This is a genomic window from Microbulbifer halophilus (genome assembly GCF_026183675.1).
Classification (GTDB): domain Bacteria; phylum Pseudomonadota; class Gammaproteobacteria; order Pseudomonadales; family Cellvibrionaceae; genus Microbulbifer; species Microbulbifer halophilus.
The window spans coordinates 53,193-80,145 of the sequence record NZ_JAPIVK010000010.1; the positions used below are offsets into that span (position 1 = coordinate 53,193).

The window sequence follows — 26,953 nt, forward strand, 5'->3', positions numbered from 1 at the left end:
AATGAACTGGAACAACCTGCTGGAACAGGTGCAATCAAAACTCGATGACGGCAGCGCCGACAGCCGCCGCCTGTTTCACGGCCGCGGCCGCACCTGCGAGGGGCTGGAGCAGGTTTGCGTGGACCGTTTTTACCCCGCGCTGCTGGTGACTTTTTTCGGGGAACACGAGGGCGAGGACGCGCTCTGCGAGCAGCTCTGGGAAATGGTGGCGCCTCTCGGTTATCAGGGCGTTGCCGCCCAGCGCCGCTATCTCAAGGGCGCGCCGGCGGATTGGCCCGTCGGCCGGCCGGTGGCCGCGCCGGTGGCGCGCCGCGGCGATCTGCATTTCCCGCTCACCTTCGAGCGCCAGAATGTGGGGTTCTTCCTGGATATCGAACCCGGGCGCCGCTGGTTGGAAGAGCAGGTGCGGGCCCACGCGGATACCGGCAACCTGAAACTGCTGAACCTGTTCGCGTTTACCTGTGCCTTTTCGGCCGTCGCCCGCGCCGCCGGCGATCTGGAGGTGATCAATGTGGATGTGAATCGCGGTGTCCTCAACCGCGGGCGGGAAAACCACGAATTCAACCGATTGCCCATGAAGGGGATCAAGTTTCTCAAGTTTGATGTGATCCGCGAGTTCAACCGCTTCGACCGCCGCGGCCCTTTCCAGCTCGCCGTAGTCGACCCGCCCACGCGGCAGAAGGGCCGCTTCGATGTCGGCGAGCACTACGGAAAGCTGCTGCAGTTGCTGCCCGAGTGCCTGGCGGACGAGGCGGAACTGCTATTGGTGATGAACTCGCCGCGGCACAGTGAGGCGTATTTTCGCGAACTGATTGAGAACGGTGACAGGCGTTTTCGAGTGGTGGAGCGGTTGCCACAGAGCCCGGACTTCCCCGACCGGGATCCGGACGCGGCCCTGAAGATGCTACACGTCCAGTTTCGTCGCTGATAGCGCTCCCCTCTCCCCCGGCCCCACTGGCGTGCACCATCCCCGGCGCACGGCCTTCGGCCAGCTAAAGCTGCCCAAATCCGTTCCCGACGGATTTGTCCCGGTGGGAGAGGGGAGCTCAGTCGGGAGGCATCAAGATTCGAATCTGCCCACTGGGTTCCATTGAGACGCATACCAGCCCCATCAAACAAACTGCCGCTGGTCGGCAAAGTTTTCCGGTACCAGGATGGTATCCATCGCCAGTTCCCGCAGGGCGGGGTAGTCCAGTGAGTAGTGCAGGCCGCGGCTTTCGCGGCGGTCCAGGGCGGAGCGGATGATGAGTTCGGACACCAGCGCCAGGTTGCGCAGTTCGATCAGGTCGCTGCTGACCTTGTAGTTGGCGTAGAACTCGCGGATTTCCCGCTGCAGCAGTTTTACCCGGTGCTCGGCCCGCAGCAGGCGCTTGCGGGTGCGCACGATGCCCACATAGTCCCACATGAAGCGGCGCAGTTCGTCCCAGTTGTGGGAGATCACCACGTCTTCGTCGGAGTCCGTCACCCGCGAGGCATCCCAGGCGGGCGCCTCCCGCGGTGGCTGGACGCCGTCGAGGGTCCCGTCGATATGCAGGGCCGCAGAGCGGGCGTAGACCAGGCACTCCAGCAGCGAGTTGCTGGCCAGGCGGTTGGCGCCGTGCAGGCCGGTGAAGGTGGTCTCGCCGATGGCGTAGAGCTGGTCCAGGTCGGTGCGGCCGAACTGGTCCACCATCACGCCGCCGCAGGTGTAGTGGGCGGCCGGCACCACCGGGATCGGCTCGCGGGTAATGTCGATGCCGTACTGCAGGCAGTTGCTGTAGACGGTGGGAAAGTGCTCGCGCACGAAGTCCGCGTCCTTGTGGGAGATATCCAGGTAGAGGCAGTCGGCGCCCAGGCGCTTCATCTCGTGGTCGATGGCGCGGGCGACGATATCCCGCGGCGCCAGCTCGCCGCGCTGGTCGAAGCGCTGCATGAAGCGGCTGCCGTCCGGCAGCTTCAGCTGCGCGCCCTCGCCGCGCAGGGCCTCGGTGACCAGCATCGCCTTGGCCCTGGGGTGGTAGAGGCAGGTGGGGTGGAACTGGTTGAACTCCATGTTGGATACCCGGCAGCCGGCCCGCCAGGCCATGGCGATACCATCGCCGCTGGCGCCGTCCGGATTGCTGGTGTAGAGATAGGCCTTGCTGGCGCCCCCGGTGGCCAGCACCACGGCGCGGCCCTGGAACAGCTCCACTTCCTCGGTCTGTTTGTTGTAGACATAGGTCCCGGCGCAGCGGAAGCGGCCCTTGCCCGGATCCGGTTGGCGGATCAGGTCGAGGGCGATATGGTGCTCGAAACAGTCGATATTCTGCGAGGCGCGCACCCTGTCGATCAGGGTGCTGTGCACGGCGCGGCCGGTGGCGTCGGCGCTGTGGATGATGCGCCGGTGGCTGTGGCCGCCCTCCTTGGTCAGGTGGTAGTCGCCGTCCTCGCGGGTGAAGTCGACCCCCTGGTCTATCAGCCAGCGGATGGCGGCGGTGCTGTTTTCCACCGTCAGGCGCACCGCATCCGGGTGGCAGAGGCCGGCGCCCGCGTCTAATGTGTCAGCGATGTGCGACTCCACCGAGTCCATTTCATCCAGAACCCCGGCGATGCCCCCCTGGGCGAACCAGGTGGAGCCGTCCCGCAGCCGCTGCTTGGACAGCAGGGCCACCCGGTAGCGGGCCGCCAGGTGCAGCGCCAGGGTCAGGCCCGCGGCGCCGGTGCCGATGACCAGTACGTCGTAGTTGTTGGGCTGAGAGCTTACCTGTGCATTCATATATTTCATTTATCTTTAGCGGTCGCGTAGTATAGCGCCAACTTGAACCTGAGGTTGGTACTTCAGGTTAAACTCGTCGATTTGGCCCGGAACTTATGTCTCACTGCCCGTGTCTTCACCACCACAGAAAAAACGCCGCCGGCTCGCAACGGGGCCTTGGCGCGGCTGCTTACGGGAGTAGGGGATGACGGGGCAACAGGCGTCACCGAGTGACCGCCAGCTGGTAGAGCGGGTTCAGAAAGGGGACAAGCGCGCCTTTGACCTGCTGGTGCTGAAATACCAGCACAAAATAGTCGCAGTGGTGAGCCGCTTTATCAAGGATCACGCGGAAGTGCAGGACGTGACCCAGGAGGCCTTCATCAAGGCCTACCGGGCGCTGGCCAATTTCCGCGGCGACAGCGCCTTCTACACCTGGATGTACCGCATCGCCATCAATACCGCCAAGAACCACCTGGTCTCCCGGGGCCGCCGCCCGCCGTCATCCGACGTGGATCTCGAGGACGCCGAGTTCTACTCCGGCGCCGATCTGCTGCGGGATAACGAGACCCCCGAGAACCAACTCTTCCGCGACCAGCTGGAAGCCGCTGTTCACGAGTCTATCCGCGCACTGCCCGAGGACCTGCGGGCCGCGGTGACGCTGCGCGAGATGGAGGGGCTCAGCTACGAAGAGATCGCCGAGGTGATGAATTGCCCCGTGGGCACGGTGCGCTCGCGGATCTTCCGCGCCCGGGAGGCCATCGATCGCACCGTCCAGGCGGTGATGGAGGGCGAGCCCGAGCCGCTGGACGACCGGGGCTGAAAAACGGCGGCATCCGCCAGAATTTTCGCCCGCGGGGAAACAAACGGAAGGATACCGGGTCATAACTAGCAGCCGCCCGAGCGCAGAGTGCGGCTCTCGAACGAAAACGGTGCCAACGGGCGCTGAACAACGATTGCACAGAGAGGGTTTACCCGTATGTCTCACGGGAATCATCAGGATCGACTGAACGAGTCGCTGTCCGCGCTGATGGACGGCGAGGTCAGTGAGCTGGAGCTGCAGCGCCTGCTGAAGGCCAGTTCGGCCTCTACCCAGATGGGCCAGCGCTGGTCGCGCTACCAGCTGGTGGCCAGTGCCCTGCGCCGGGAGCAGGTGGCCCCGGTGGATAGCGGCCTGGCGGCGGGCATCTCCGCGGCCATCGAGCGGGAGGAACCCCTGTCCCGGCCGGGCGACGCTGTCGAATCCACCGGGCAACTGACCCGCAGTCGCTGGTGGCGCCCGCTTTCCCGCGGTGCCGTGGCCGCAACCGTGGCCTTCGCCGCCGTTCTCGGTGTGCAGCAGCTGTCCCAGCCCGAGCCCGGCGACAGCGAGATGCTGGCCGAGACGGAGCGGCCGGTGCAGCAGCCGGTGCAGTCGTCGCCGCAGCCTTCCGGTTTCTACGTGCCCGCGCCCAGCACCCGCTCCGTGAGTACCGGCGCGCCGCGCCTGGTTCCGGATCGCCAGCCGGGTGCGACCGGCCAGGCGGCCGCAAAGCAGGTGCCCACCCCCGAGCTGATGCGGCACCTGAACCGCGTGATGATCAAGCATTCCGAGCAGGCTGCCCACGTCGGCAATCAGGGCATGGTGCCCTTCGCCCGCGCCACTTACGGTGAGCAGGTGGGGATGTAGCGTGCGGAAACCAGCTGTACACCAGACTTCGCCGCGGTGGATTCGCAGGGCCAACGGTGCGCTGCTGGTTCTGTTTGTGATGTCGCCCCTGGCGGAGGCGCAATCGGCCCCCGAGCCGGTGGAGATCGATAGTGCTTCCGCCGCCGACAGCGCCGCGGCTGCAGATGCCGGGGAAACCCCGGCTGCCACAACCCCGGTACCCACCGGCACCCGCCCCGATGTGGAGCAGTGGCTGGTCAAGCTGGGCGAGGCGGTGACCGGGCTGGAGTACAGTGGCCTGGTGACTTTTGAACACGCCGGTGTGCTGGAGACCCTCGAGGTAGTGCACGCGGTGCGCGAGGGGCAGCAGGTCGAGCGGGTGCGCTACCTGAGTGGCGAGCCGCGCGAGCTGATCAGCCACGGCAGCAACAGTAACAACTGCAAGCGCAGTGCCAACCCGCTGGCGCGCACCGAACTCTGGCGGGGCGCGGACAGCGCCGATGTACAGCGCACCTATCATTTTATCCTGCGCGGTACCGAACGTATCGCCGACCGGGATACGGTAGTGATCGAGGCGCGCCCGCGGGATCGCGACCGCCTGGGAATGGTGGTGAGCCTGGATCGCGAGACGGGCCTGCCGATGAAGTCGATGCTGGTGAGTGCCAAGGGTCGCGTGCTCGAGCGCTACCAGTTCGTGCAGCTCGATCTGTCGCCGATCGAGGCGGAGGAACTGGAGCCCGCCTCTGCCGACGCGCGCCGGATCGACAACAGCGGTGCCTGTTCGCTGGCCCAGAGCCGCTGGCAGCCGGAGTGGTTGCCGGAGGGCTTCGAACCCGTATCGGTAAAGCCATTGGCCGATGGCGATATGCTGGTGTACAGCGACGGGCTCAGTGTCTTTACGGTATTTGTACAGCGGCTGGGTCCGGAGCTGGATTTCAAGGGCCAGGCCATTCGCGGCGCCACCGTGGCCTATATGGACCGCATCCAGGTGGACGGCGTCGACTACACGGTCACGGTGGTGGGTGAGATACCGGATACCACCGCGCGGCGTGTGGCCGGTTCCGTCACCACCAGCGGCTGAGGAATCCCGGAATTATGCTGGAAGAGCGCGGCCGGGTCGTGGCCATCGAATCCGGTGCCATCTGGGTCGAAACCGTTCAGCGCAGCGGTTGCCATGGTTGCTCCGCCAGGTCCGGCTGCGGTACCGGACTGCTGGGCGACTATTTTTCCAGTGCGTCGCGTATTCGCGTGGCGCTGAACAGCTGGGATTCCGAAGATATTTCCCTCAACGATACAGCGGTGATCGGTATCGGTGAAAACACCCTCGCCAGCAGTGCCCTCCTGATCTACCTCTTGCCGCTGTTCGCGCTGGTGCTGGCGGCGCTGGCCGGTGACGCCGTTGCCGGTGAAGCCGGGGCCATCGCCGGCGGCGCCATCGGCCTGTTGTGCGGGGCTGCACTCGTCCGCCGGCACAGTCGTCGCCACGCGGCCGATCCGGCCTACGCGCCGATGCTGCTGCGTGTCGAGCGCTCTCCAGACCTCCCGGACTCCAATCTTTACAGGGCGTTGTAGGTTGGCCGCGAAATCCAGCTGATCGCCCGGACTGCTTGTCGGGTTTTGCCGCGCCCATCCCAATCTACACTATGATCTCCCGTCGGTTTTGGAGAGTTCCCATGCAGGCTCGCTGCCATGCGGAAAGCTGGCCCCTGCGGACCGCCTTTGTGATATCCCGCGGTGCCCGCAGCGAGGCGGTGGTGGTCGTGGTCGAGGTGACGGGGCAGGGGGTCACCGGAACCGGTGAATCCACGCCCTACGCCCGCTATGGCGAGAGCGTGGATTCGGTCATCGCGCAACTGGAGCCGGCACTGGAGTCGGTGTCCCGGGGATTGACCCGGGCGCAACTGCAGCAATGGATGCCCGCCGGTGCCGCCCGCAACGCACTCGACTGCGCGCTGGCAGACTGGGAGGCGCGACGCAGCGGGGCCGCCTTCAGCGGTCCCGAATCGCTGCCCACGGTCCAGACCCTGGTGATCGACACCCCGGACGCGATGGCTACGGCCGCCGCCGAGGCGGCGGCCCGGGGGGTCGCGGTGCTCAAGCTGAAACTGGACGACCGGCTGGTGCGCGAGAGGGTGGCCGCGGTCCGCGGCGCTGCACCGCAGGCGGAGCTGGTGATCGATGCCAACGAGGCCTGGCCGGCGGAGACCCTGGAGGCGCGCTGCCGCTTTCTGCGGGAGCGGGGCGTGGCGATGCTTGAACAACCCCTGCCTGCCGGCGGCGACCGGATTCTCGAAAGTTTCCCCCACCCCCTGCCGATCTGCGCCGACGAGAGCTGCCATACGCGCGCCGACCTGCCGCGCCTGCGGGGCCGCTACGACATGCTCAATATCAAGCTGGACAAGACCGGCGGCATCACTGAGGCACTGGCCCTGGCGGAGGCCGGGCGCGAGCAGGGGTTTGAACTGATGCTGGGCTGTATGCTCTGTACCTCCCGGGCGATACGCGCCGCCTGGCCCCTGGGGAAGAAGGTGCGCTTTCTCGATCTGGACGGCCCCACTTGGCTGGCCCGGGACGCAGAGCCGCCGCTGCGCTTTGTCGCGGGCCGGGTTTACTGGGAGTAATTCCGGCCCGCTCCCGCTACCAGGCCGCCCGGCAGCTGGTGGAGCGCGACCGGCAGCGGACCGCCCTGGAGGCGCCTTTTGCGGGGTCGGTCAGCCGGCGTTGCCGAGAGCCCTCGGAGCGAGTCAGCGCCAACCAGGTGGTGCTGGAGATCATTTCCGAGCGCCGCGGCTTCGAGATAGTGACGAGCGTGCCGGAAAACCTGATCGATCAACTGGATTTGGAGCGGCGCCACTCCATTGCACTGCCGGCTCTGGATGCGGCGGATATCCCCCCGCATCCGGCGTAGGGGCCCGGAGCGATACAACTGAGGTGGTGCAATGAATCTTGCCCAACTGGCCTACCGCTATCGCCGGCTGGTTTTTGAAGACTCGGAAATCACCATCCGCGAAGCGGTGATCAGCACCGCTTTCCTCGGCCTGCCGGCGGAAGAGGTGGAGGAAAAGATCACCAAACCGCTTGAAGAGCATGTGCGGGCACTGGGGGAAGTGGAAAATATCCGCTCCACCTCGATGCGCGGGCGCTCCCTGATCCACGTGGAAATACGGGACCGCTATTTCGATCTGGACCAGATTTGGGACGAGGTACGCGAGCAGATCGACGCCGCGCAGTCGGAGTTGCCGGAGGGAACCGGAACGCCGGTACTGAACGACGATTTCGGGGATTTGTCGGTAGTGACTGCCGCACTCACCGCCGACGATTTTTCCCAGGTCGAGCGTTTGCAGATGGCGGAACATATCCGCGCGACTCTACGCCGTCGAGGGCACCCGGCGCGTGCAGCCGCAGCGTATCCACGTCGACCTGCCGCAGGCCCGTTTGGCCGAGCTGGGGCTCTCCCCCGCCGAATTGGCCGCTCAGTTGCGGGAGTGCAATATATGCCGCCCGCCGGTGTGCTGGAGACTGCGGAGCAGCTCCTGGCGCTGCAGGTGTCGGGTGAATACCGCAGCCTCGACGAGCTGAGGCGGGCGGAGATCCGGCTTCCCGGCGATGGCGGCACCCTGCGGCTGAGTGACCCGGGGCAGATCAAGCGCGGATACCGGGAACCGATGGTGCAGACCGCCTATTTCAACGGCCGCTGGGCAATTGTATCCGCGGTATCCATGCAGGATGACTGCAGCGTGCTTGGACTATGGCCGGGCGCTCTGTCACCGTTTCCTGAACGTTGCCGGCGGCGACAGCAATCTGTCCGACCGCCTGTTTCGCTTCATGGCGCGGGGCTATGAACGGCTGTTTCGCCGGGTCATGCGACGTCGTGTGGTCTTCCTGGTTTTGATGCTGGTCTGCGGTGTGGTGCTGATGAAGGTCGTTCCGAAAAATTCTTTTCTGATTCCGATCGCAGCCAGGTACTGATGTACATCGACCTGCCCTCCGATATTGCGGCGGCGGAAGCGGACAAAAAAATTCAGGCTATCAGTGTGCGATTGCGCGATGATCCCGATTTGGCCCCGGAGATCGGCGGTATCACCGCTTACGCCGGATTTGGCGGGCCGCGATTTGTGCTCTGGCTGACACCGATGGATCCGGCACTCAGCAAGGGGTTCATGGTGCTCGATGTTCGCGAGCGCGGACGTGTCGACGAGGTCATACAGGGGCCCAGGTCCATCCTCGCGGCGGAGTTCCCGGAAGTGTCCGCGCAGGTGGCCCGGATATTCCTGGGCCCCTCGGACAGCACGCTGCAGGAAGCACAGGCCAAGGGCCCGGACCGCGAAGTGCTCTATTCCACCGCCGCGAAGATAGAGGCCGTTCTCCCCGGTGTGCCGAGAGTGCTGGATATATAAGCCACAGTTGGGGCTCGCGGATCCCGTCGCTGGAGATTGAAGTGGACCAGGCCCAGGCCCGCACCGTGGGTATTTCTTCCGGAGATATCGACCGCTCCCTGAAGGGCGTCATCACGGGTTGCCCGCTTAGTGACTATCGGGAGGGGGACCGCATTATTCCCATCGTCCTGCGCTGCGCCGGTGATGAGCGCGCCAGCCTGCGGCGGCTGCAGTCGCTCTCGGTCTATTCCGGGGACGCGTCCGCCGGGGTGGTTTCCCTCAGCCAGATCGCCAGGGTGACCCTGGGCAGCGGCTACTACAAGGTGGACCGGGAAAACCTGGTGCGGAGTATTACGGTTCAGGGGCGCAACCGCTTTATGACCGCCGAGGATATGCTGCTCAGAGTGAAAGCGCAGCTGAAGGAACTGGAGGAGGCCCTGCCGCCGGGTCACTGGATAGAGTTCGACGGTGTCGTGGTCGAGTCCGCGGAGGGCAAGGCCGCCCTGCAGGCCAATCTTCCGCTTTGCCTGGGCCTGGTGTTCATTCTTCTGGTGGGGCAGTTCAATTCTTTCCCGCGACTGTTTGTGATACTGGCCACCATCCCTCTGGTGATTGTCGGTGTGGCCCTGGGCCTGGTCACCATGCGGGCCGATGTCGGTTTTATGGTACTGCTCGGGATCTACAGTCTCGCCGGAATCATCATCAACAACGCTATCGTCCTGATCGACCGGCGCCGACCGAGGCGATAGTGCGGGCGTCGGTGCGCCGTCTGCGCCCGATCGTGATGTCCACAATGACCACCATCCTGGGATTCCTGCCGTTGATCATAGACGCGGACCCCCTGTTTTACGGCATGGCCAGCGCCATGGCATTTGGCCTGGCGGTGGGCACCGTGATGAGCCTGGGGGTGGTGCCGGTGCTGTACAGTTATTTTGTCGGCCAGTCGCGGAGCTCTGTACCATACGGAGCGGCTGTCCATGGTGATGCCGGGCAGAAAGGGTGGGAAAGTCCATGAACAAACGGGAATACCCGGCGGATGAAACGGCGGGAAAACTGATCGCGGCCGGTATGAAGCTGTTTGGGGAATACGGTTTCAAGGGCACCACAACGCGGATGATCGCCGGCGAAGCCGGGTCCAATATCGGCTCGATTGCCTACTATTTCGGCAACAAGAAAAAACTCTATCTGGCGATCGTCGACCATATTGCCGAGCGCATGCGGGAACATTTCAATCTCGGGGCGCGGGAGCTGGACGGGGACCAGCTGGCCGGCGCCACGCCCGATGACGCTTACCGGATGCTGCGCTCCCTGGTCCGGGACATGGTGCGGACCTTTGTCGCCGACGACGAGTCCGCAAGTTGGCTGATGCTGGTGCTGCGGGAACAGGAAAACCCCGCCGAGGCGTTCGACATCCTGTACGACAAGGTGTTCAGCGTCGTCTACGGCAATCTGGGCCGCATGCTCTCAGTCCTCCTGCACCTGGCGCCGGAAGACCGCAGAGTGGCGGTGGAGGCCCACAGCCTGATCGGCCAGGTAGTGTTTTTTCTCGTCGGCCGCAGCTCCCTGGTGCGGCGACTGGGGGAGGAGGGCGGTTACAGTGCAGAGACAATCGCCGCGGCGGAAGACGTGGTCCTCGCCCATCTAGCGCTCTACCGGGAGGGAGCCTCTACGGGGGGGCGGGTCCCACGGGTAGGTGAGCAGCTCCATCGGCGGGCTTGCCAAAAACCGCATCGGCAGGGGCCCGTCCCGTCCTGGGTGACAAGGCCGGTTGAAGCGCCAGACAGAGTTGCTCGATAGAAAGCAGTTTTAAAGAGAATAATGCGCCAATAGTGGAAGTCGCTTCATCCCGGCCGGAGAAAGTGAGAGGGTAGCTCCGGGGTTTCCGGTCTTACAGGATGGAGTTCGACAATGAACCAGTCATCGGAATTTCAGGCGCTCTGCAATCTTATCTGTGCCCACACCGTTGCGCGCTGTATACACATGATCGCCGAACTCGGTGTTGCCGATGTGCTCGACGACGAGCCCGCATCGGCTGCCGCACTCGCGGATGCTGCCGGCATGAATGCCGATGCCCTGGATAGAATGCTGCGCCTGTTGGCCGCCAACGGGGTATTCGTCCGCGAGGGGGATGGCTATATGCATACTCCCATGTCGGTACTGTTGCGCAGTGATCACTCGCGGTCGCTGAGGCCCTTTGCCCGAATGATCGGGATGCCCGCCATCTGGCGGGGGGTTACCGATCTGGAACATGCTGCCAGAACCGGCATGCCGGCGCTGAACCAGGCGCAAATGATTTCCTACCTGGCCGATCATCCCGCCGAATCCAGCCTGTTCAACCAGGCGATGACAAGCAAGTCCGCCGATGCCGTTGCCGCCGTGGTCGAAACATATGATTTCGGTGCCTTTGACAGGATCGCGGATATCGGCGGGGGGCGGGGACATCTTCTCCAGGCGATTCTCGAGCGGACCGCGGCAACCGGCATCCTTTTCGATCTTCCCCAGGTGATCGACGATGCCGCCGGAATCGATCCCCGGCAGATACAGCTTGTGGGGGGGGATTTTTTTCGGGACCCCTTGCCGGTTGCCGATGCGTACATTCTTATGGACATTCTGCACGGTTGGGCCGACGACAGGGCGGCCGATATCCTCAGCGGAATACACCGATCGATACCGCCTCACGGGCGGGTCTTTGTGATTGAAACGCTGGTATCCGGGTCGCCCGGGCCACATTTCGGAAAGACCCTGGACATCATGATGCTGGCCGTGACCGGCGGGCGCGAACGCACCGGGGCTGAGTACGGGAAGCTGCTCGAGTCAACCGGCTTCTATCTGGAACGGGTGACGCCCACCGAGTCCCAGTACTCCATTGTCGAAGCGGCAGTCGCTTGATGCCTGAGACCCATCGACAACAGCGGTCTGAGATTAGTGATTTCAAAGGAGGGACACATGAAAAAGCGTGTAGCTGTCATAGGGGCCGGACTGTCCGGGATCGCGGCAATCAAACAGTTGACGGATGAGGGGCACGAGGTTGTCTGTTTTGAACGCCTGGACAATCTCGGCGGTGTGTTTGCCCGGAATGAGATTTACGACGATCTGCATCTCACCATATCCAACTATTTTATGGCCTACTCCGACGATGTTCCACACACAGAGCGGTTGAAATTCTGGTCGAAATCGGAATATCGGGACTACTTGAAGGCCTATGTTGAAAAGTTCGATATCGGCGCGAAGATACAGTACAACACCGAAGTGCAATCGGTTCGACAGACTCCAGGCGGCGGTTCCTGGGAGATTGAGGTGTCCCGCGCCGGTGGGATGGAGAGGCTCGAGTTTGATTCGGTGGTCGTTTGCTCCGGTCATTTCCAGAGCCCCAATATCCCGGAAGTTGAGGGGTTGGAAATTTTCAAAGGGACTGTTGTCCACTCGAAAGACTATCGCGAGCAAGAATTTTACCGGGGCAAGCGGGTACTTTGTGTCGGCATGGGAGAAAGTTCCGCGGATATTACCGCGGAAATATCCAGTGTTGCGGAAAAATGTCTCCTGTCAGTGCGCCGATACCACGCCGTAGCACCGAGATATATCCCGTTCCAGGAGGATACCTATTTCACGATAGACACCTCCTGGTTGACTTCGAGAATTGTGAACCGGCTCCCGCACAGATTCCACGGCGGTATTGCCAGTGGCATTTTCAAACGCTATCTCAAAAGTCGCAATCCGGATGTACGGATTCGCGGGCAGTGGCTGATAGAATCCGGGCCCACTTTTCACCAGGCGGTTACCAAGAATGAACGGCTGTTCAAGCCGATTGCCGATGGCAAGGTGACTCCAAACATCGGTGGTATTCAGCGCTTCGAAGAGAACAGTGTGGTCTTCAAGGACGGCAATCGGGAGGAAATCGATGCGGTGGTGTTCTGCAGTGGGTACAAACTGGAGTTCCCCTTCCTGGACCGGAAGATTCCGGATATGAGGGACCTTTTCAAGCAGATGTTTATCCCCGAAATCGGAAGGTCCCTCGCATTTGTCGGTTTCGTGCGCCCCCAGCAGGGTGGGATTCCGGCGATCGCGGAAATGCAGTCCCGCTACCTGGCCCAACTGTACAGCGGCGCAACCGGATTGCCACCCATAGCGGAGCAGAAACGGACCATCCGGCAGGATGCCGAGCACTGGCGCAATGAATACAAGCTCACCCCGAACGTCCCCTCTCTGGTCAACTATTGTCACTATATGGATTCCCTGGCCGAGCTTGTCGGCTGCATGCCGAAAATTCCCGCACTCTGGGAAAATCCCAGGCTGAGAATAAAGCTTCTGCACGGCCCGCAGTTCGCTGCCCAGTATCGTCTCACCGGCCCCCACAGCATGCCGCATGAATCCCGGCAGTTTTTGCTGGCGTTTCCCAATCTCAGTTCCTGGCGGCTTATTTCCTATCTGGAGATCGGCGCACTCCTCTGCAGGGTAATGCCCCGAATTCCCCGTTTCAGATTGAGGGCCGTCCCCGGCATCAGATCCTTTGCATCGAGCTAAGGGTTTAAATTGGCGGAATTCGGTCGGAGCTACTTTTATCGTTTGCCTGTTGCAGTGAGTTTGCCATGATAAAACTGTCTGATCACACCTTTCGAACTGGCAGCTGTACCGGTGGCAGGCGGGACCTGAGTGTGTTTCAGCGTATCCTGTTGGGGTCCGACGGCACCATGACCAGCCTTCTGGAGGCGATTCTGGGGGAGGAGCTGTACGTAAACAAGATTCGGGAAGAGGTGAGCAGGACATCCACCGATTTTCCGGACCTGGATGTCTGCGAGGGCCAGAGGCTGTGGCGGCGTACGGTAACGCTGAAGGGGAGGGTGTCCGGTATCAACTGCCTCCATGCGGATTCCCTGATCGCCCCGGATCACCTGGGCAGAAAGTTCTCTGAAACCCTCCTCAGTAGCAAAGCGCCTATCGGGAAAGTCTGGGATCTGTTCCAGATCGAGACCTACAAGAGCCTTGTGGAGTGGGGTGAGACCCAGGCCGGCGACGCGGCGGGGTACTTCCCCGTGGGTGAGGGTGAGGTATTTCTATATCGTGTCTATCGGGTTTTTTCACAGAAGAAGCCGATTATGAAAATAACGGAAAAGTTTCCGCGGGAATGGTTTTTGGATTCCGGTTTTTCACCGGAATTGATTGCGGGCGGTGAGTTGTCGATGATCCGCTGAGACGATACCTAACTGGAGAATTGGAAATGTACCGCCAATCGGCAAAGGGGATTTATCTGTGGTTGGGCTGGCTGGCGGCCTTCTACGCGGTCTGGGCGTTCCTGGTATTCGGGCTGGGCAACTGGCAGATGGTGGAGGAAAATTGGTCGATGGCGCTGGCCATGGCGTTGGGCAGCTACGCCGCGGGGTCCACCCCCATGGGCGGGGGGACCGTCGGCTTTCCGGTGCTGGTATTGCTGTTCGATACCCCGGCGAGCCTGGGGAGGGATTTCAGCTTTGCGGTGCAGGCTATCGGCATGGTGAGCGCCAGTTTTTTCCTGCTCGCCAGGCGCCGGCCCCTGGCCGGCGCCATGTTGAAAGGCGCCATGTTGGGTTCCCTGCTGGGCACTCCGCTGGGGATTCAGTTTGTCGCACCGCTGGTGCCGGAGCTGTGGATAAAGCTGGCCTTTGCCGTGATCTGGGGCAGCTTCGGCCTGCTGCACCTGTACCGCCTGCGGGAAATTACCGGTCACACAGGCAGTGGCGATCTGCGGCCGGGCCGCGATTTTCGTATTGGTCTCGCCCTCGGGGTGCTGGCGGGGGGGTCGACGGTGGCGGTTACCGGTGTGGGGATCGATATGGTGGTCTACGCCGCTCTGGTGCTGCTCTGCCGCGTGGATCTGAAGGTCGCCATTCCCACCTCGGTGGTGATCATGGCCTTCAACTCGGTGCTGGGTGTGGCGGTGAAGAGCATCAGTGGCGACTGGCACCCGGAAGTATTCGGCAACTGGCTGGCAGCGGCCCCGGTGGTGATACTCGGTGCCCCCTTCGGCGTATTTATCGTGGCCCTGGTGGACCGCAGGCTGACGTTGCTGGTGGTGGCGCTACTCTGTGTGGGCCAACTGGTCTGGACCTGTTTCGCCGAGCGCAGTGCCCTGGGGGTTCCGGGCCTGCTGGCGGCCGCCGCCGCGGTGGGGCTTTGCCTGCTGGCCTTCGAGTACCTGCGCAGGCTGGGCAGGCGCCGGGTGAGTTCGGCAGTTCAACCGCTGCCCGCCGGGCCGCAATCTTCCGCCGGGGCGAAGAGCGATTCCCTGCCGCTCGCCGGCTGAGCTCAGCGTCCCGGCTGCCATCCAACAGCCGCTAAGCCGGGTCGCCGAGTAACTGGATGAACGTCTCCAGATACTCCTCGCTCGCCACATCGGCGGACACCGGCGGGAGTTCCAGGGTGATGCAGGGCAGCTTGCGCTCCGTGCACCAGGTACCGAAGGAGCCCGGCGTGGCGTAGCCCACATCGGTCACCAGCGGCAGGCCCATGCGCCGCGCCAGCCATTTGCCCAGCTCGCTGTTGTCCGGGTCCTCCACACAGGCCAGGGGGTCGTGCATGGTGACTATCCAGCTGGGCCGCAACTCCCCGACCAACTGGCTCAGGGCCCGTGTCTCCGCCTCCGAACCGGCCTCGCTGCCGGTGCCCAGGCGCACGTCGCGCTCTTCGGCAGCGCTGTTCCAGCGGTAGACGCTGCCGTCCGGCTGCCAGTTGCCGGTGGCGAAATTGCGGTTCAGATCGACCCCGCGGGCGTTGGCGCGCAGTCCCAACTGGCAGCCGTCGGGATTCACCGCCAGAATGACATGATGGCGCAGCCATTCCGCCGGCAGGGTGCGCAGGGCGCAGGACAGGGCCACCACCGCGGCCACCTCGTCGCCGTGGGTTCCGGCCATGACCAGGCCGTGTCTGTCGCCGCACTGGGCGGGGAAGTAGAGCAGGGGGGCCCCCAGTTCCGATTTGCCGTACTGCAGTTGCGGGTGGCAAAAATGACCGCGTTTGGTGCGCGGGCGCAGTGTCGTCATCTCGTCCTCCCGGACTGTTCATGTCCGTCGTTTTGCTCGGCAGTGTCCCGGAAAGGCCTGTGACCTGTTGGACACGGGTTCCGGAAGACACTTAACATTGTTTTACACTGGATGGGAGAACTTTCGTGGCCGGATTGTCACTAACTGTTTAGAGGAGCCCGGGTCGCGCTGTGAGACCCGCTTCAGTCACGAATACTTCAATGCATATTAGAAGGGATAAATAAGGGTAACAAACCGATGGTTACACGCTGTACACAGTTTTTGTTGACTCTCTGCCTTTTGATATCGGCATCTGCCTGCGCAAGAGGATTGCCGGAGGTGACCGAGCTGATCGAGCAGAACTCCCCCGCGGTGGTGAAGATCAACACCATGGATCGCCGCCAGGCCTCCCGCGGTGGTGTCCCGCCCCAGTACCGGCAGGAGATCCCGGATATCTTCCGGCACCTGTTGGAGCCGCGTCGCCGCGAGCAGCGTCCGGTAACCAGTATGGGGTCCGGCTTCATCGTCTCCGGCGATGGCTATGTGGTAACCAACAACCACGTGGTGGACGGGGCCGATGAGGTCACCGTCACCCTGACCGATCGCCGCGAGTTCAAGGCAAAGGTGATCGGTTCCGACAGCAGTTCCGACCTGGCGCTGCTGAAGATTGACGCCGAGGGCCTGCCGTCGCTGAAATGGGGTGATTCCGACGACCTCAAGGTGGGCGAGTGGGTGGTGGCCATCGGCTCGCCGTTCGGCCTCGACTACTCCGCCAGTGCCGGCATTGTCAGCGCCATGGGCCGCAGCATTCCCAATGAAAGCCGCGAGAACTATGTGCCGTTTATCCAGACGGATGTGGCCATCAACCCGGGCAACTCCGGCGGCCCGCTGTTCAACCTGGATGGCGAAGTGGTGGGGATCAATTCGCAGATCTTCACACGCAGCGGCGGCTCCATCGGTCTGTCGTTCGCCGTCCCGGCCTCCCTGGCGCGGGACGTAGTGGCCCAGTTGAAGGAAAAGGGCCAGGTGGACCGCGGCTGGCTGGGCGTGGGCATTCAGGACGTGGACCTGAACCTGGCGCGGGCCATGGGCCTGGGCAAACCCCACGGTGCGCTGGTGGCGCAGGTGGAAGCCGGGGCGCCTGCGGCGGAAGCCGGTATCCTGGCCGGAGATATCATCACCCGCTTTGACGGCCACAAGATTCTCGAACAGGGCGATCTGCCGCACATGGTCGGCCGCACCCGCCCGGGTAGTACCGTTACCGTCGACCTGATGCGCAAGGGCGAGCGCAAGAAGGTACAGGTCACCGTGGGTACATTGCCCGGCGGCGATGAGGACCAGCAGGTGGCCAGTGATAACGGCCCCTCCACTGATGATGTGGGGGGGCGCCTGGGCCTTGTGGTGGGCGAGATCCCCGATGGCCTCAGGCAGCGCTGGGGCGTGGATACCGGCGTGCTGGTCAAGCAGGTGGTGCCCGGCAAGCCGGGAGCCCAGGCCGGCCTGCGCAGCGGCGATATCATCGCCCAGCTGGGCTTCGACGAGGTCGAGAACATGAAAGATTACGACCGGGTGGTCGACGAGCTGCCGGGCGGCGAACTGCTGCCGATCCGCTTCTTCCGCGCCGGCCAGCCCACTTTCCGTACCATACAGATTGATGAGTAGACCGCCGGAACCGTGGGGCGCGGGGAAACAGGGCCGTGGCTGATCGGGAACTTTTCGGAATTTTCACTCGCTTGGTGAGGCTCAGTCGCGAGCGAAAGATTTTCTGATAGCAGGGGCTTCGCTCGCGTTCCCCGGTCCCGGGCCCCGATGGTTCCGGGTCCCGACTCCTGATAGACTTGCGCCACGCTACCGGCGTACCTGCCGGCTAACAAACTGATTTTCAAAGGATTTCACCCCTCACGTGGCCACAGATCTGTCCCATATCCGCAACTTCTCCATCATTGCCCATATCGACCACGGCAAATCCACGCTGGCGGACCGGTTTATCCAGGTCTGTGGCGGGCTGACGCAGCGGGAAATGGCCGAACAGGTGCTGGATAGCATGGACCTGGAGCGGGAGCGCGGGATTACCATCAAGGCCCAGAGCGTGACCCTGGATTACAAGGCGCGGGACGGCAGGACTTACCAGCTGAACTTTATCGACACGCCGGGCCATGTGGACTTCTCCTACGAGGTATCCCGTTCCCTGGCCGCCTGTGAGGGCGCGCTGCTGGTGGTGGATGCGGCCCAGGGTGTGGAGGCCCAGTCCGTGGCCAACTGCTACACCGCAATCGAGCAGGGGCTGGAGGTAATCCCGGTATTGAACAAGATAGACCTGCCCCAGGCGGAGCCGGACCAGGTGTCCGAGGAAATCGAGGACATCATCGGTATCGATGCCACCGAAGCCACCCGCTGTAGCGCCAAATCCGGTCTCGGTGTCGAGGACGTACTCGAGGATCTGGTGCGCCTGGTACCGCCGCCCGAGGGCGATGTGGAGGCACCGCTGCAGGCGCTGATCATCGACTCCTGGTTCGACCCCTACCTGGGGGTGGTGTCCCTCGTGCGGGTGGTTGCCGGCACCCTGAAGACCAAGGACAAGATCGTGACCAAGTCCATCGGCCGCAGCCACGTGGTCGACAGCGTGGGTATCTTCACGCCCAAGCGCCACGCCACCGGCATCCTGCGCGCTGGCGAGGTGGGCTTTGTGGTCGCCGGTATCAAGGACATCCACGGCGCGCCGGTGGGCGATACCCTGGCCCACGCCAAGGGCGTCGAGGACGTGCCGATGCTGCCGGGCTTCCAGAAGGTGAAACCGCAGGTCTTTGCCGGCCTCTTCCCGGTCAGTTCCGACGACTACGAGGCCTTTCGCAACGCGCTGGAAAAGCTGTCCCTGAACGATGCCTCGCTGTTTTTCGAGCCGGAGACCTCCGACGCCCTCGGCTTCGGTTTCCGCTGTGGTTTCCTGGGCATGCTGCACATGGAGATCATCCAGGAGCGGCTGGAGCGGGAGTACGATCTCGACCTGATCACCACCGCCCCCACCGTGGTCTACGAGGTGGAGCTGAACGACGGTTCCGCGATGTCGGTGGACAACCCCTCCAGCCTGCCGGAAGTGGCCTCCATCGCGGAGATGCGCGAGCCGATCGCCGAGGTCAACGTGCTGGTGCCGCAGGAATTCCTGGGTAATGTGATTACCCTGTGCGTGGAAAAACGCGGTCTGCAGAAAGACATGCAGTATGTCGGCAACCAGGTGGCCCTGCGCTACGAACTGCCCATGAGCGAAGTGGTGATGGACTTCTTCGATCGGGTAAAATCCGTGAGCCGCGGTTTCGCCTCGCTGGATTACAATTTTGTGCGTTTCGACGCGGCAAACCTGGTGCGCCTGGATATTCTCATCAACGGCGACCGCGTCGACGCCCTGGCCCTGATCGTGCACCGCGACACCGCCCAGCAGAAGGGCCGCGCCATGGCGGAGAAGATGAAAGAACTGATCCCGCGGCAGATGTTCGACGTCGCCATCCAGGCGGCTATCGGCGGCCAGGTGGTGGCACGCACCACGGTGAAAGCGCTGCGCAAGAATGTAACCGCCAAGTGCTACGGCGGCGATGTGACGCGCAAGAAAAAACTGCTGGAAAAACAGAAGGCCGGCAAGCGGCGCATGAAGCAGCTGGGCCGCGTGGAAGTGCCGCAGGAGGCCTTCCTGGCTGTTTTGAAAGTGGATCAGTAATCGGTGGTCAGTGGCGGCAGAGTCCGGCGACCCCACCGGTCACCGACTGCTAACCACTTCGCCGAGACTGGCATAGATTTAATAAAGTCGGAAAACTCATGGATATCAACTTCCCGCTGATACTGCTCTGGCTGGTGACCATCACCGGCGTTATCTGGCTGGTGGACAGCCTGTTTTTCGCGCGCCGTCGCAAGCGGGATGCGGGAGAACCGGTACTGGTGGAATACGCCAAGTCCTTTTTCCCGGTGCTGGCGATCGTATTCATCCTGCGCTCCTTCGTGGTGGAGCCTTTCCAGATTCCGTCGCGCTCCATGGTGCCGACACTGCAGGTGGGCGATTTTATCCTCGTGAACAAATTCGCCTACGGGCTGCGCCTGCCGGTTTCGCGGTCCAAAGTGGTGGACCTGGGTGAGCCCGAACGGGGGGATGTGATGGTGTTCTTCCCGCCGCACATGAACGATACCTACTTCATCAAGCGGGTGATCGGCCTGCCCGGTGACAAAGTCGAACTGAAAAACAACGTGCTCTATATCAACGGCGAACGCGCACCCCAGCAGCTGCTGCAGGCGCTGCCGCCGGCGGCCCCGGAAGTGGAAGTCATGTGGGAGGAGATCTACGGTCGCCGGCACCTGATGGCCAAGCGTGTGCACGGGGGCGATTTCAGCAACTTCAGCACAACCGTACCCGATGGCCACTACTTCATGATGGGCGACAACCGCGACAACAGCCTGGACAGCCGCAAGTGGGGCGTTGTGCCCGAGCGCGATGTGGTGGGCAAGGCCTTCGCGATCTGGATGCACTGGGACCAGCTGTTGAGTCTGCCCAGCTTCAGTCGCGTGGGCAAAATCGAATAATCTCCAAGAAGAAAAACAGAGGAAAGGTTCATGGGTAGGCAAATCCGTTCTTCCCTGCGTCGCCAGCGCGGTATGAGCTACTGGGGCTGGCTGGGTATTGTGGCCATATTCGGTTTTATCCTGACCTGCGCATCCAAGATGGGGCCGGCCTATATCGACGCCTACTATGTGGACGAGGGCTTGCGCGACCTGTCGGAGAATCCCGGCTTGCGGGATATGAGCCGCGGCGAGATCAAGAAGGAGCTGGATCGCTTTTTCCTGATCAACAATGTGCGCGGTGAGCCCACTGAATCGGTGCGGATTCTCCGCGGCGCCGACAGCATGTTGGTGAGCGTGGACTACGAACTGCGCCAACCGTTGTTCTACAACGTGGACGTGGTAATGAAATTCAACAAACAGCTCAATACAGCCAGGGCAGATCTCTGCTGTGAGCCGACGGTAGACCTGGAGCAATTCCGCAAACGTGACTGACCTGTTGCTCGACCGGCTGAGCCAGCGGCTCGGCCATACCTTTGTGCGCCGGGAACTGCTGGAGCTGGCGCTGACCCACCGCTCCCACGGCAGCCGTAACAACGAGCGGCTGGAATTCCTCGGCGACTCCATCCTGGGCTTCACCATCGGCGCGGCGCTGTTCGAGCAGTTTCCGCGCGGGCGCGAGGGGCAGCTGAGCCGGCTGCGCGCGCAACTGGTGAGCGGCGAGACCCTGGCCGAGCTGGCGCGGGAAATGGAGCTGGGTGACTGCCTGCGCCTGGGCGAGGGCGAGATGAAGAGCGGCGGCTTCCGCCGGGCGTCCATCCTCGCCGATGCCGTGGAGGCACTGATCGGCGCCATCTACCTGGATGCGGGCCTGGAAAAGGCGCGCGAACGGGTGTTGGACTGGTTCGCCTCGCGCCTGCAGGGGCTCTCTCTGGAAACCGCCAAGGATCCCAAGACGCGTCTGCAGGAATGGTTGCAGGCCAAGGGGCGGCCGCTGCCGGAGTACCGGGTGGTGAATATCGGTGGCGCGGAACACGCGCAGAATTTTGTCGTCGAGTGCCGGGTCGAGGGGCTCCACGGTCCGGCGCGGGGCGAAGCGGGCAGCCGCCGTGCCGCCGAGAAGGCGGCCGCCACCGAAGCCTACAATAGGTTGACGGGACTCGGGGTATAGGGGCGAACCTGTGTTCGCCCAATAGACAGTGTCCACTGCAGCCCCCGGACGAACACAAGGTTCGCCCCTACATCGGGCCAATTTCGGAGAATTTTTTGAACGATCAAGCCACCCGCTGCGGCTATGTCGCCATCGTCGGACGTCCCAACGTCGGCAAGTCCACGCTGCTGAACCATCTGTTGGGGCAGAAACTGGCGATTACCTCGCGCAAGCCCCAGACCACCCGGCACAATATGCTGGGAATCAAGACAGAGGGGCCCAACCAGATCGTCTTTGTCGACACCCCCGGCCTGCACGGGGATGCCGACAAGGCCATCAACCGCTATATGAACCGCGCTGCCAAGAGCGCCGCGCGGGATGTGGATGTGGTGGTATTCGTGGTCGAGCGGACCCGCTGGACGCAGGGCGATCAGTTGGTGGCGGACAAGCTGCGGGGGCTGAAGACCCCGTTGATCATCGCCGTCAACAAAGCCGACCAGTTCGGCGACAAGGGCGAGTTGTTACCCCAGCTACAGGCCCTGGCGGAACAGCATCCGCAGGCGGAAATCGTACCCATCTCGGCACTGCGCGGCCTCAACCTGGATACCCTGGAAGAGGTGATTGTGGAGCGACTGCCGGAGGGCCAGCATTTTTTCCCCGAAGACCAGATCACCGACCGCAGCTCGCGTTTCCTGGCCGCCGAAATCGTGCGCGAGAAAGTCATGCGACAACTGGGCGCCGAAGTGCCCTACCAGGTCACCGTGGAGGTGGAGGAGTTCGACCAGGATGGCCCGATACTGCATATCAGCGCCGCGATCCTGGTGGAGCGCTCCGGGCAGAAGCGCATTATCATCGGCAACAAGGGCGAGCGTATCAAACAGATCGGCAGCCAGGCGCGGCAGGATATGGAGCGGCTGTTCGACAGCAAGGTAATGCTGAACTTGTGGGTCAAGGTGAAAAGTGGCTGGTCGGACGACGAGCGGGCACTGCGTAGCCTGGGGTATCGGCATGACTAGGGGGGGCGGGATGCTCCGGGGATACGGGCAGGCGTATCGCGTCTTCCGGCGCCCGCGGTGGCCGGGCGCAGAACACTTACCCGCCGCTATTCTCGATCGCGCTCCCGGGTCCCGGGTCCCGGGCCCCGATGGTCCCGCTCCCTGACTTATGCAACCCGCCTATATCCTGCACACCCGCCCCTATCGCGACTCCAGCCTGATCCTGGAACTGCTGACACCGGAGCAGGGCCGAATCGGCTGTGTGGCCCGGGGGGCGCGGCGGGACAAGCAGCGCCGCCGGCACTCCCTGCAACCCTTTTCGCCATTGCTGGTCACCATGCTCGGTCGCGGCGACCTGAAAACCCTGGGGCCGGTGGAGAGTGCCGGTGCGCCGCTGTGGCTGAAAGGGCGCGCGGTCTACGGCGGTCTCTACGTCAACGAGCTACTGATGCGGCTGCTGCCGGTGGGCGAGGCGCAATACGCTGTGTTCGCCGCCTACCAGACACTACTGCAGGCCCTGGCCGGACTCGACGGCAGCAGCTCGGAGCAACTGGAGACGCCGCTGCGGCGTTTCGAGCTGCAGTTGCTGTACCAGCTCGGCAGTTGCCCGCCACTGGGCTACTGCGCCCAGTCACAGGGGCCGGTGGCCACCGGCGGTACTTATCGGCTCGAAAACGAGATCGGCTTTGTGCCGGTGGTGCGCCCGGCAAATGCGCGACGGCCTGCCGGTGAGTTTGCCGGCGCGGACCTGCTGGCGCTGGAGCGCGCCGTCGACAGCGGCGAACTGGCGCCGGAACTGCTGCCCGCCGCCAAGCGCCTCACGCGGCTGCTGCTGGCACCGCTGTTGGGCGAAAAGCCGTTGCAGAGCCGCGAACTCTTCAGACAGGTTTACCGGAAACAATGATCGTCAGTATCGGAACGGATATCTGCAGTTATACCCGCGTCGAGGCCGCCTGGCGGCGCTTCGGCGACCGCTTTGTGGAGCGGGTGTTGTGCAGGGGCGAGCGCGCGGCCTTCGCCGAGCTGGCCATTCCCAATCGCGCCGCCTACCTGTGCAAGCGCTTCGCCGCCAAGGAGGCGCTGGGCAAGGCGCTGGGCACCGGCATCGGCGCCGGTATCTCCTGGCAGCATATCGAGGTGCGCCGACGGCGCGGGCAGGGGCCGCAGGTGTTCCTGAGTGGCGAGGCGCAGGTGCGGGCGGAGCGTATGGGCGTGGACCGCATTCACCTGACGCTGTCGGACGAGCGGGATTTTGCGCTGGCGTTTGTGGTTTTTGAGGGTGGCGGGACCCGGGACCGTCGGGACCCGGGATCCGGGGAAAGTGGCTCCGCCTGAGTCTGTAGGATGGGCAAAGGAGCGCAGCGACGTATCTTGCGGCGCTTTGATGGGCACGCTGCGCTTTGCCCATCCTACCCAGATCGTTTTTACCGTAGGAGCCCGGATTCCGGCTATTGCGGCGGCGTTCAGTCGCGGGCGATGGATTCGCTGGCGGCAGCGGGTTCGCCCGCGCTCCCGGGTCCCGACAACCCAAACAACACATCCAGATCCTGCTCCGAAGCCCACTCCCGCAGCGCGCGGATTTCCCGCGCTGCGGCATCCACCAGCTTCTGGTCTATCTCCGCCCCGTCGTCGTCCTGCAGAGGCCGCAGGTGCTCCTGCAGGCTGGCGGTGGCTTTTCGCAGGCGGGGCACGCCGCAATAGCAGCAACCGCCGTGCATCCGGTGCACCAGCTCGAACAGCGCCTTGTGGTCGCCGGCGCTGCGCAGGTGATTCAACTCCTGTTCGTCCTGGATCAGCCCCTTGATCAGCATCTGCAGCATGTCGCGGGCAAGGGCGGCGTCGTTGTTGCTGAGGCTCAGGCTGTCCCCGATATCCACCAGGCGCGGGCCGGGGCGCTCCACGTTCGGTGGCGGCGCCGGGGGAGAGAGGATCTTCATCCAGCGTTTGATCATATGGTCCAGCTGCGCCTCGCTGACCGGCTTGCTGAGATAGTCGTCGAGGCCGGCGGAGAGCAGGCGCGCCTTCTCTTCGGCGCCGGCGTGAGCGGTCAGGGCGATGACGGGGATGCGGTCGCCACTCTCCAGTTCGCGGATGCGTCGGGTGGCCTCGATGCCGTCCATGTCCGGCATCTGTATGTCCATGAAGATCAGGTCGAACCCCTCTTTCCGCTCGCCGGCCTCGCGCCAGTATTCGATGGCCTCCTCGCCACTGGCGGCGGCGACCACGTCTATGCCCTGGCCCCGCAGCAGTTCGCAGACCAGCAGGCGGTTTGCCTCGTGGTCGTCGACAGCCAGCACCCGCGGCGCCGCTGACCAGGGCAGGATCGGGTGGGTGCCACTGGGGCGGCTCTGGCCGTGGTTGGGGGCGGTCCGCTTGACCGCCCGCAGCAGGCTGTCGCGGGTGACCGGCTTGCCGAGGAAGGTGAGCACCCGGGTGCGCAACTGCTCGTAGCAGCGGCGCAGCTCCACCGGCGAGCCCTGTAGGATGGCCCGGCACTGGTAGGTGTCCACCAGTTGCTGCACGGTGCCGATAAACCACTGGAAATCGCCGTCGGCGATGGCGGTGTCGATGATCACTGCATCCGGCAATGCGTCGTGTCGCCACATCTGCTCTACCGCCGGTTGCAGGGTGGCGGTGTCGCTCAGTTCGATCGGCTCCACCTGCCAGAATTTCAGCAGCTGTGCCACCTGCATGCGGGTCATGCGGTTGGGGTCGGCGACCAGGATGCGGCTGCCGGGGAACCGGTCGCGCGCGGGCAGGGTGCGGTTGCGTTCCAGCAGCAGTGGCAGGTGGACCCAGAAAGTAGCGCCGCCGCCGGCCGCCTCGTCGATGCCGATAGTGCCGTGCATGCGCTCGATCAGGCTGCGGGCGATGGCCAGTCCCAGACCATTGTTGCTGATCTGCTGGCTGCGCGGCTGTTTCCTGTTGTCGAGCAGTTGCTGCAGTTCGCGGCGACCCTGTTCGTCGATGCGGTTGCCCAGGTCGGTGACGCTGATGCGCACCAGCAGTTCCGAGTCCTTGCCGCTCTGCACGCTCATGCGCACCGGAATATTGCCGTCGGTGGAGTTGCGCACCGCATTGCCCACCAGGTTGGTGAGAATCTGCTTGATCCGCAGCGGGTCGCCGACCAGGGTGTCGGGCAGCTGGTTGTCGATCAGTGGCACCAGTTCCAGGTGGTGCTCGTAGGCGAAGGGGGCGAGGATCTGCAGGGTTTCCTCGAGCAACTGGCCGGGATTCATGGGAATATGGTCCAGCACCAGATTCCCGGACTCGATGCGCGAGAAATCCATAATGTCGTTGATGGTGGTGAGCAGGTTTTCCGACGAGCGCAGGATCGTCTGCAGGTAGTCCTGCTGCAGTTCATCAATATCGGTTTTCAGCAGCAGGTTGGTGAAGCCGATGATACCGTTCAACGGGGTGCGGATCTCGTGGCTGGTGTTGGCGAGGAAATTGGATTTGACCCGGCTGGCCTCCAGCGCCTTCTTGCGCGCCAGATCCAGCTCGATATTCTGCTCCTCCATGCTGTCGAGGGACTGGCGCAGATCCTCCATCGACTGCAGCAGGTTGGACTTGTACTCCCGCTGATAGCCGGCCAGGTTTTCCGCCATGCCGTTGATCTGCTCGCCCACTCGGTTCAGTTCCCGGGTCTCCATTGCCCCTACCCGCGTATCGAACTGGCCGTTGCCGATCCGCTCCAGCTTTTCGCCGATCTGCGCCAGGCGGCGGGCGAAGTGTTCGGAGATGAAGGTGGACCAGATGAGTGCCCCCAGGGTACAGATAATGGCTGCCAGCAGGCCCGCCAGTACGACCTGGTAGGTGCCGATGATGAAGTAGGGGCGGTGCAGCTCGATGCTGATCCAGCAGGTGATTTCACGGCCTTCCAGCGGGTGCAGCACCTGCAGGCTGCCGCCCTTTTCCAGCATCAACGGTTCGCGCCCGTGGAGCTCCGCCGCGGTGAGCGCCGTCCGCGGGCTGGGCCCGACACCGGCCAGCTCGTACAGGTCGGTGGCCGGGTCGAGTTCCTTGTGGTCGCTGGTGTAGATATGCACCGAGCGCACCATGTCCTTTTCCAGCATCAGGGACAGCAGGCTCTGGTGCAGCCACTCCCGGCGCAATTCGGTGGGTTGTCCGCCGGAGAGCTCGAGCAGCTCCGCCAGCTGTTCCGCGCTGGCGCGGCCGTGGGCCAGCAGCAACTGGCGGCGGTCGTTCATCTGCTGCAGGGAGAAGACAACGGCCAGCACCAGCGCCAGGACCAGAGCCGGGGCGAGGGTAAAGCGAAACAGGATTGCGCGCAGTGAGTGCAACCGGGGCGGCAGATCCTGTACCGGCTCTGGGGGCGGGGATGCGGCCATGGCGAAATCGGTTCTTATCGGTCGTGTTATTTTTGTTCGATTCTACTCTTCCAGTCCGGATATTGCACTGCGGGGTGCCACGATCGCACCGGGATCTGTATATGCCGCTAACAAACCGTTATAGGCGGAGGTTCGCAGGCGCGGGGTGCGGAGGGTAGAATGGCGCACCGTTTTTGTCAGGTTTCGGACAC

27 protein-coding genes are annotated in these 26,953 nt (G+C 63.4%); 24 read left to right on the forward strand and 3 right to left on the reverse strand.

Annotated elements, in window-relative coordinates:
• The first annotated feature begins 1 nt into the window (after window position 1).
• Entirely contained in the window at window positions 2-928 is a 927-nt protein-coding gene (locus tag OQE62_RS07075; RefSeq protein WP_265721310.1) for a class I SAM-dependent methyltransferase, read from the forward strand.
• Window positions 929-1,111: 183 nt separating this feature from the next.
• Here OQE62_RS07075 and nadB read toward each other — a convergent pair whose 3' ends face one another.
• Entirely contained in the window at window positions 1,112-2,743 is a 1,632-nt protein-coding gene (gene nadB / locus OQE62_RS07080) for an L-aspartate oxidase (protein ID WP_265721311.1), read from the reverse strand.
• A 175-nt stretch (window positions 2,744-2,918) separates the two neighbouring features.
• Here nadB and rpoE point away from each other — a divergent pair, with 175 nt between their 5' ends.
• The 15 genes from rpoE to OQE62_RS07155 all read left to right on the forward strand — a co-directional run bounded on the left by rpoE (window position 2,919) and on the right by OQE62_RS07155 (window position 15,011).
• A complete protein-coding gene (gene rpoE, locus OQE62_RS07085) occupies window positions 2,919-3,533 on the forward strand; it encodes an RNA polymerase sigma factor RpoE (protein WP_265721312.1) in 615 nt (204 codons plus the stop codon).
• Between the two features lie 156 nt (window positions 3,534-3,689).
• The gene (locus OQE62_RS07090; RefSeq protein WP_265721313.1) at window positions 3,690-4,379 is read left to right on the forward strand and encodes a sigma-E factor negative regulatory protein; all 690 of its coding nucleotides are present in this window, start codon (window positions 3,690-3,692) and stop codon (window positions 4,377-4,379) included.
• A gap of 1 nt (window position 4,380) precedes the next feature.
• Complete coding sequence (locus tag OQE62_RS07095; protein ID WP_265721314.1) at window positions 4,381-5,439, forward strand: MucB/RseB C-terminal domain-containing protein; 1,059 nt, start codon at window positions 4,381-4,383, stop codon at window positions 5,437-5,439.
• Between the two features lie 14 nt (window positions 5,440-5,453).
• Entirely contained in the window at window positions 5,454-5,930 is a 477-nt protein-coding gene (locus OQE62_RS07100) for a SoxR reducing system RseC family protein (RefSeq protein ID WP_265721315.1), read from the forward strand.
• A gap of 101 nt (window positions 5,931-6,031) precedes the next feature.
• A complete protein-coding gene (ycjG, locus tag OQE62_RS07105) occupies window positions 6,032-6,979 on the forward strand; it encodes an L-Ala-D/L-Glu epimerase (RefSeq protein ID WP_265721316.1) in 948 nt (315 codons plus the stop codon).
• Window positions 6,980-7,017: 38 nt separating this feature from the next.
• The gene (locus OQE62_RS07110) at window positions 7,018-7,266 is read left to right on the forward strand and encodes an HlyD family efflux transporter periplasmic adaptor subunit (protein ID WP_265721317.1); all 249 of its coding nucleotides are present in this window, start codon (window positions 7,018-7,020) and stop codon (window positions 7,264-7,266) included.
• Window positions 7,267-7,297: 31 nt separating this feature from the next.
• Window positions 7,298-8,200, forward strand: coding sequence for an efflux RND transporter permease subunit (locus OQE62_RS07115; protein ID WP_265721318.1), 903 nt, complete (start codon window positions 7,298-7,300; stop codon window positions 8,198-8,200).
• A gap of 126 nt (window positions 8,201-8,326) precedes the next feature.
• Window positions 8,327-8,755 (forward strand): hypothetical protein, encoded by a 429-nt coding sequence (locus tag OQE62_RS07120; RefSeq protein ID WP_265721319.1) that lies wholly within the window; start codon window positions 8,327-8,329, stop codon window positions 8,753-8,755.
• Window positions 8,752-9,483, forward strand: a complete 732-nt coding sequence (locus OQE62_RS07125) for an efflux RND transporter permease subunit (protein ID WP_377558788.1) — start codon at window positions 8,752-8,754, stop codon at window positions 9,481-9,483. Before OQE62_RS07120 ends, OQE62_RS07125 begins: the two co-directional genes overlap by 4 nt.
• 11 nt (window positions 9,484-9,494) lie before the next feature.
• Window positions 9,495-9,749 carry a hypothetical protein gene (locus OQE62_RS07130; RefSeq protein ID WP_265721321.1) on the forward strand — a complete coding sequence of 85 codons (255 nt, stop codon included), beginning with the start codon at window positions 9,495-9,497 and terminating at the stop codon, window positions 9,747-9,749.
• Window positions 9,746-10,531: a CerR family C-terminal domain-containing protein gene (locus OQE62_RS07135; protein ID WP_265721322.1), complete on the forward strand. Its 786-nt coding sequence runs from the start codon at window positions 9,746-9,748 to the stop codon at window positions 10,529-10,531. Before OQE62_RS07130 ends, OQE62_RS07135 begins: the two co-directional genes overlap by 4 nt.
• 111 nt (window positions 10,532-10,642) lie before the next feature.
• Window positions 10,643-11,623: a methyltransferase gene (locus OQE62_RS07140; protein WP_265721323.1), complete on the forward strand. Its 981-nt coding sequence runs from the start codon at window positions 10,643-10,645 to the stop codon at window positions 11,621-11,623.
• Window positions 11,624-11,680: 57 nt separating this feature from the next.
• Window positions 11,681-13,255: an NAD(P)-binding domain-containing protein gene (locus tag OQE62_RS07145; protein ID WP_265721324.1), complete on the forward strand. Its 1,575-nt coding sequence runs from the start codon at window positions 11,681-11,683 to the stop codon at window positions 13,253-13,255.
• Between the two features lie 65 nt (window positions 13,256-13,320).
• On the forward strand, window positions 13,321-13,923 hold the full coding sequence (locus OQE62_RS07150) for a chorismate--pyruvate lyase family protein (RefSeq protein WP_265721325.1): 603 nt from the start codon (window positions 13,321-13,323) through the stop codon (window positions 13,921-13,923).
• A 26-nt stretch (window positions 13,924-13,949) separates the two neighbouring features.
• Window positions 13,950-15,011: a sulfite exporter TauE/SafE family protein gene (locus tag OQE62_RS07155; protein ID WP_265721326.1), complete on the forward strand. Its 1,062-nt coding sequence runs from the start codon at window positions 13,950-13,952 to the stop codon at window positions 15,009-15,011.
• A 31-nt stretch (window positions 15,012-15,042) separates the two neighbouring features.
• Here the strand turns inward: OQE62_RS07155 and mpaA are convergent, their stop codons facing one another.
• On the reverse strand, window positions 15,043-15,747 hold the full coding sequence (gene mpaA / locus OQE62_RS07160; RefSeq protein ID WP_265721327.1) for a murein tripeptide amidase MpaA: 705 nt from the start codon (window positions 15,745-15,747) through the stop codon (window positions 15,043-15,045).
• Window positions 15,748-15,984: 237 nt separating this feature from the next.
• Between mpaA and OQE62_RS07165 the strand changes: the two genes are divergently transcribed.
• The 8 genes from OQE62_RS07165 (at window position 15,985) to acpS (ending at window position 23,745) form a co-directional block, all read left to right on the forward strand.
• Complete coding sequence (locus OQE62_RS07165; protein WP_377535487.1) at window positions 15,985-17,388, forward strand: Do family serine endopeptidase; 1,404 nt, start codon at window positions 15,985-15,987, stop codon at window positions 17,386-17,388.
• Window positions 17,389-17,629: 241 nt separating this feature from the next.
• A complete protein-coding gene (lepA, locus tag OQE62_RS07170) occupies window positions 17,630-19,435 on the forward strand; it encodes a translation elongation factor 4 (protein ID WP_265721329.1) in 1,806 nt (601 codons plus the stop codon).
• A 98-nt stretch (window positions 19,436-19,533) separates the two neighbouring features.
• Complete coding sequence (gene lepB / locus OQE62_RS07175; RefSeq protein ID WP_265721330.1) at window positions 19,534-20,289, forward strand: signal peptidase I; 756 nt, start codon at window positions 19,534-19,536, stop codon at window positions 20,287-20,289.
• Between the two features lie 30 nt (window positions 20,290-20,319).
• A complete protein-coding gene (locus tag OQE62_RS07180) occupies window positions 20,320-20,760 on the forward strand; it encodes a DUF4845 domain-containing protein (RefSeq protein WP_265721331.1) in 441 nt (146 codons plus the stop codon).
• Entirely contained in the window at window positions 20,753-21,436 is a 684-nt protein-coding gene (rnc, locus tag OQE62_RS07185; RefSeq protein WP_265721332.1) for a ribonuclease III, read from the forward strand. Before OQE62_RS07180 ends, rnc begins: the two co-directional genes overlap by 8 nt.
• Window positions 21,437-21,531: 95 nt before the next feature.
• The gene (era, locus tag OQE62_RS07190) at window positions 21,532-22,431 is read left to right on the forward strand and encodes a GTPase Era (RefSeq protein WP_265721333.1); all 900 of its coding nucleotides are present in this window, start codon (window positions 21,532-21,534) and stop codon (window positions 22,429-22,431) included.
• A 148-nt stretch (window positions 22,432-22,579) separates the two neighbouring features.
• Window positions 22,580-23,314, forward strand: coding sequence for a DNA repair protein RecO (recO, locus tag OQE62_RS07195; RefSeq protein ID WP_265721334.1), 735 nt, complete (start codon window positions 22,580-22,582; stop codon window positions 23,312-23,314).
• Window positions 23,311-23,745: a holo-ACP synthase gene (gene acpS / locus OQE62_RS07200; RefSeq protein ID WP_265721335.1), complete on the forward strand. Its 435-nt coding sequence runs from the start codon at window positions 23,311-23,313 to the stop codon at window positions 23,743-23,745. Before recO ends, acpS begins: the two co-directional genes overlap by 4 nt.
• A gap of 128 nt (window positions 23,746-23,873) precedes the next feature.
• On the opposite strand, the gene OQE62_RS07205 is transcribed toward acpS, so the two are convergent.
• Entirely contained in the window at window positions 23,874-26,762 is a 2,889-nt protein-coding gene (locus OQE62_RS07205; protein ID WP_265721336.1) for a response regulator, read from the reverse strand.
• Window positions 26,763-26,953: the final 191 nt, after the last annotated feature.

Bases quoted from the DNA above. Each gene is read 5' to 3' on its own strand.
- rpoE (WP_265721312.1), top strand. From the start codon at position 2,919: ATGACGGGGCAACAGGCGTCACCGAGTGACCGCCAGCTGGTAGAGCGG.
- OQE62_RS07115 (WP_265721318.1), top strand. From the start codon at position 7,298: ATGAATCTTGCCCAACTGGCCTACCGCTATCGCCGGCTGGTTTTTGAA.
- OQE62_RS07180 (WP_265721331.1), top strand. From the start codon at position 20,320: ATGGGTAGGCAAATCCGTTCTTCCCTGCGTCGCCAGCGCGGTATGAGC.
- OQE62_RS07120 (WP_265721319.1), top strand. From the start codon at position 8,327: ATGTACATCGACCTGCCCTCCGATATTGCGGCGGCGGAAGCGGACAAA.
- OQE62_RS07075 (WP_265721310.1), top strand. From the start codon at position 2: ATGAACTGGAACAACCTGCTGGAACAGGTGCAATCAAAACTCGATGAC.
- acpS (WP_265721335.1), top strand. From the start codon at position 23,311: ATGATCGTCAGTATCGGAACGGATATCTGCAGTTATACCCGCGTCGAG.
- nadB (WP_265721311.1), bottom strand. From the start codon at position 2,743: ATGAAATATATGAATGCACAGGTAAGCTCTCAGCCCAACAACTACGAC.
- OQE62_RS07100 (WP_265721315.1), top strand. From the start codon at position 5,454: ATGCTGGAAGAGCGCGGCCGGGTCGTGGCCATCGAATCCGGTGCCATC.
- OQE62_RS07150 (WP_265721325.1), top strand. From the start codon at position 13,321: ATGATAAAACTGTCTGATCACACCTTTCGAACTGGCAGCTGTACCGGT.
- OQE62_RS07165 (WP_377535487.1), top strand. From the start codon at position 15,985: ATGGTTACACGCTGTACACAGTTTTTGTTGACTCTCTGCCTTTTGATA.
- recO (WP_265721334.1), top strand. From the start codon at position 22,580: ATGCAACCCGCCTATATCCTGCACACCCGCCCCTATCGCGACTCCAGC.
- OQE62_RS07140 (WP_265721323.1), top strand. From the start codon at position 10,643: ATGAACCAGTCATCGGAATTTCAGGCGCTCTGCAATCTTATCTGTGCC.
- OQE62_RS07205 (WP_265721336.1), bottom strand. From the start codon at position 26,762: ATGGCCGCATCCCCGCCCCCAGAGCCGGTACAGGATCTGCCGCCCCGG.
- OQE62_RS07090 (WP_265721313.1), top strand. From the start codon at position 3,690: ATGTCTCACGGGAATCATCAGGATCGACTGAACGAGTCGCTGTCCGCG.
- lepB (WP_265721330.1), top strand. From the start codon at position 19,534: ATGGATATCAACTTCCCGCTGATACTGCTCTGGCTGGTGACCATCACC.
- OQE62_RS07145 (WP_265721324.1), top strand. From the start codon at position 11,681: ATGAAAAAGCGTGTAGCTGTCATAGGGGCCGGACTGTCCGGGATCGCG.
- OQE62_RS07155 (WP_265721326.1), top strand. From the start codon at position 13,950: ATGTACCGCCAATCGGCAAAGGGGATTTATCTGTGGTTGGGCTGGCTG.
- mpaA (WP_265721327.1), bottom strand. From the start codon at position 15,747: ATGACGACACTGCGCCCGCGCACCAAACGCGGTCATTTTTGCCACCCG.
- OQE62_RS07135 (WP_265721322.1), top strand. From the start codon at position 9,746: ATGAACAAACGGGAATACCCGGCGGATGAAACGGCGGGAAAACTGATC.
- ycjG (WP_265721316.1), top strand. From the start codon at position 6,032: ATGCAGGCTCGCTGCCATGCGGAAAGCTGGCCCCTGCGGACCGCCTTT.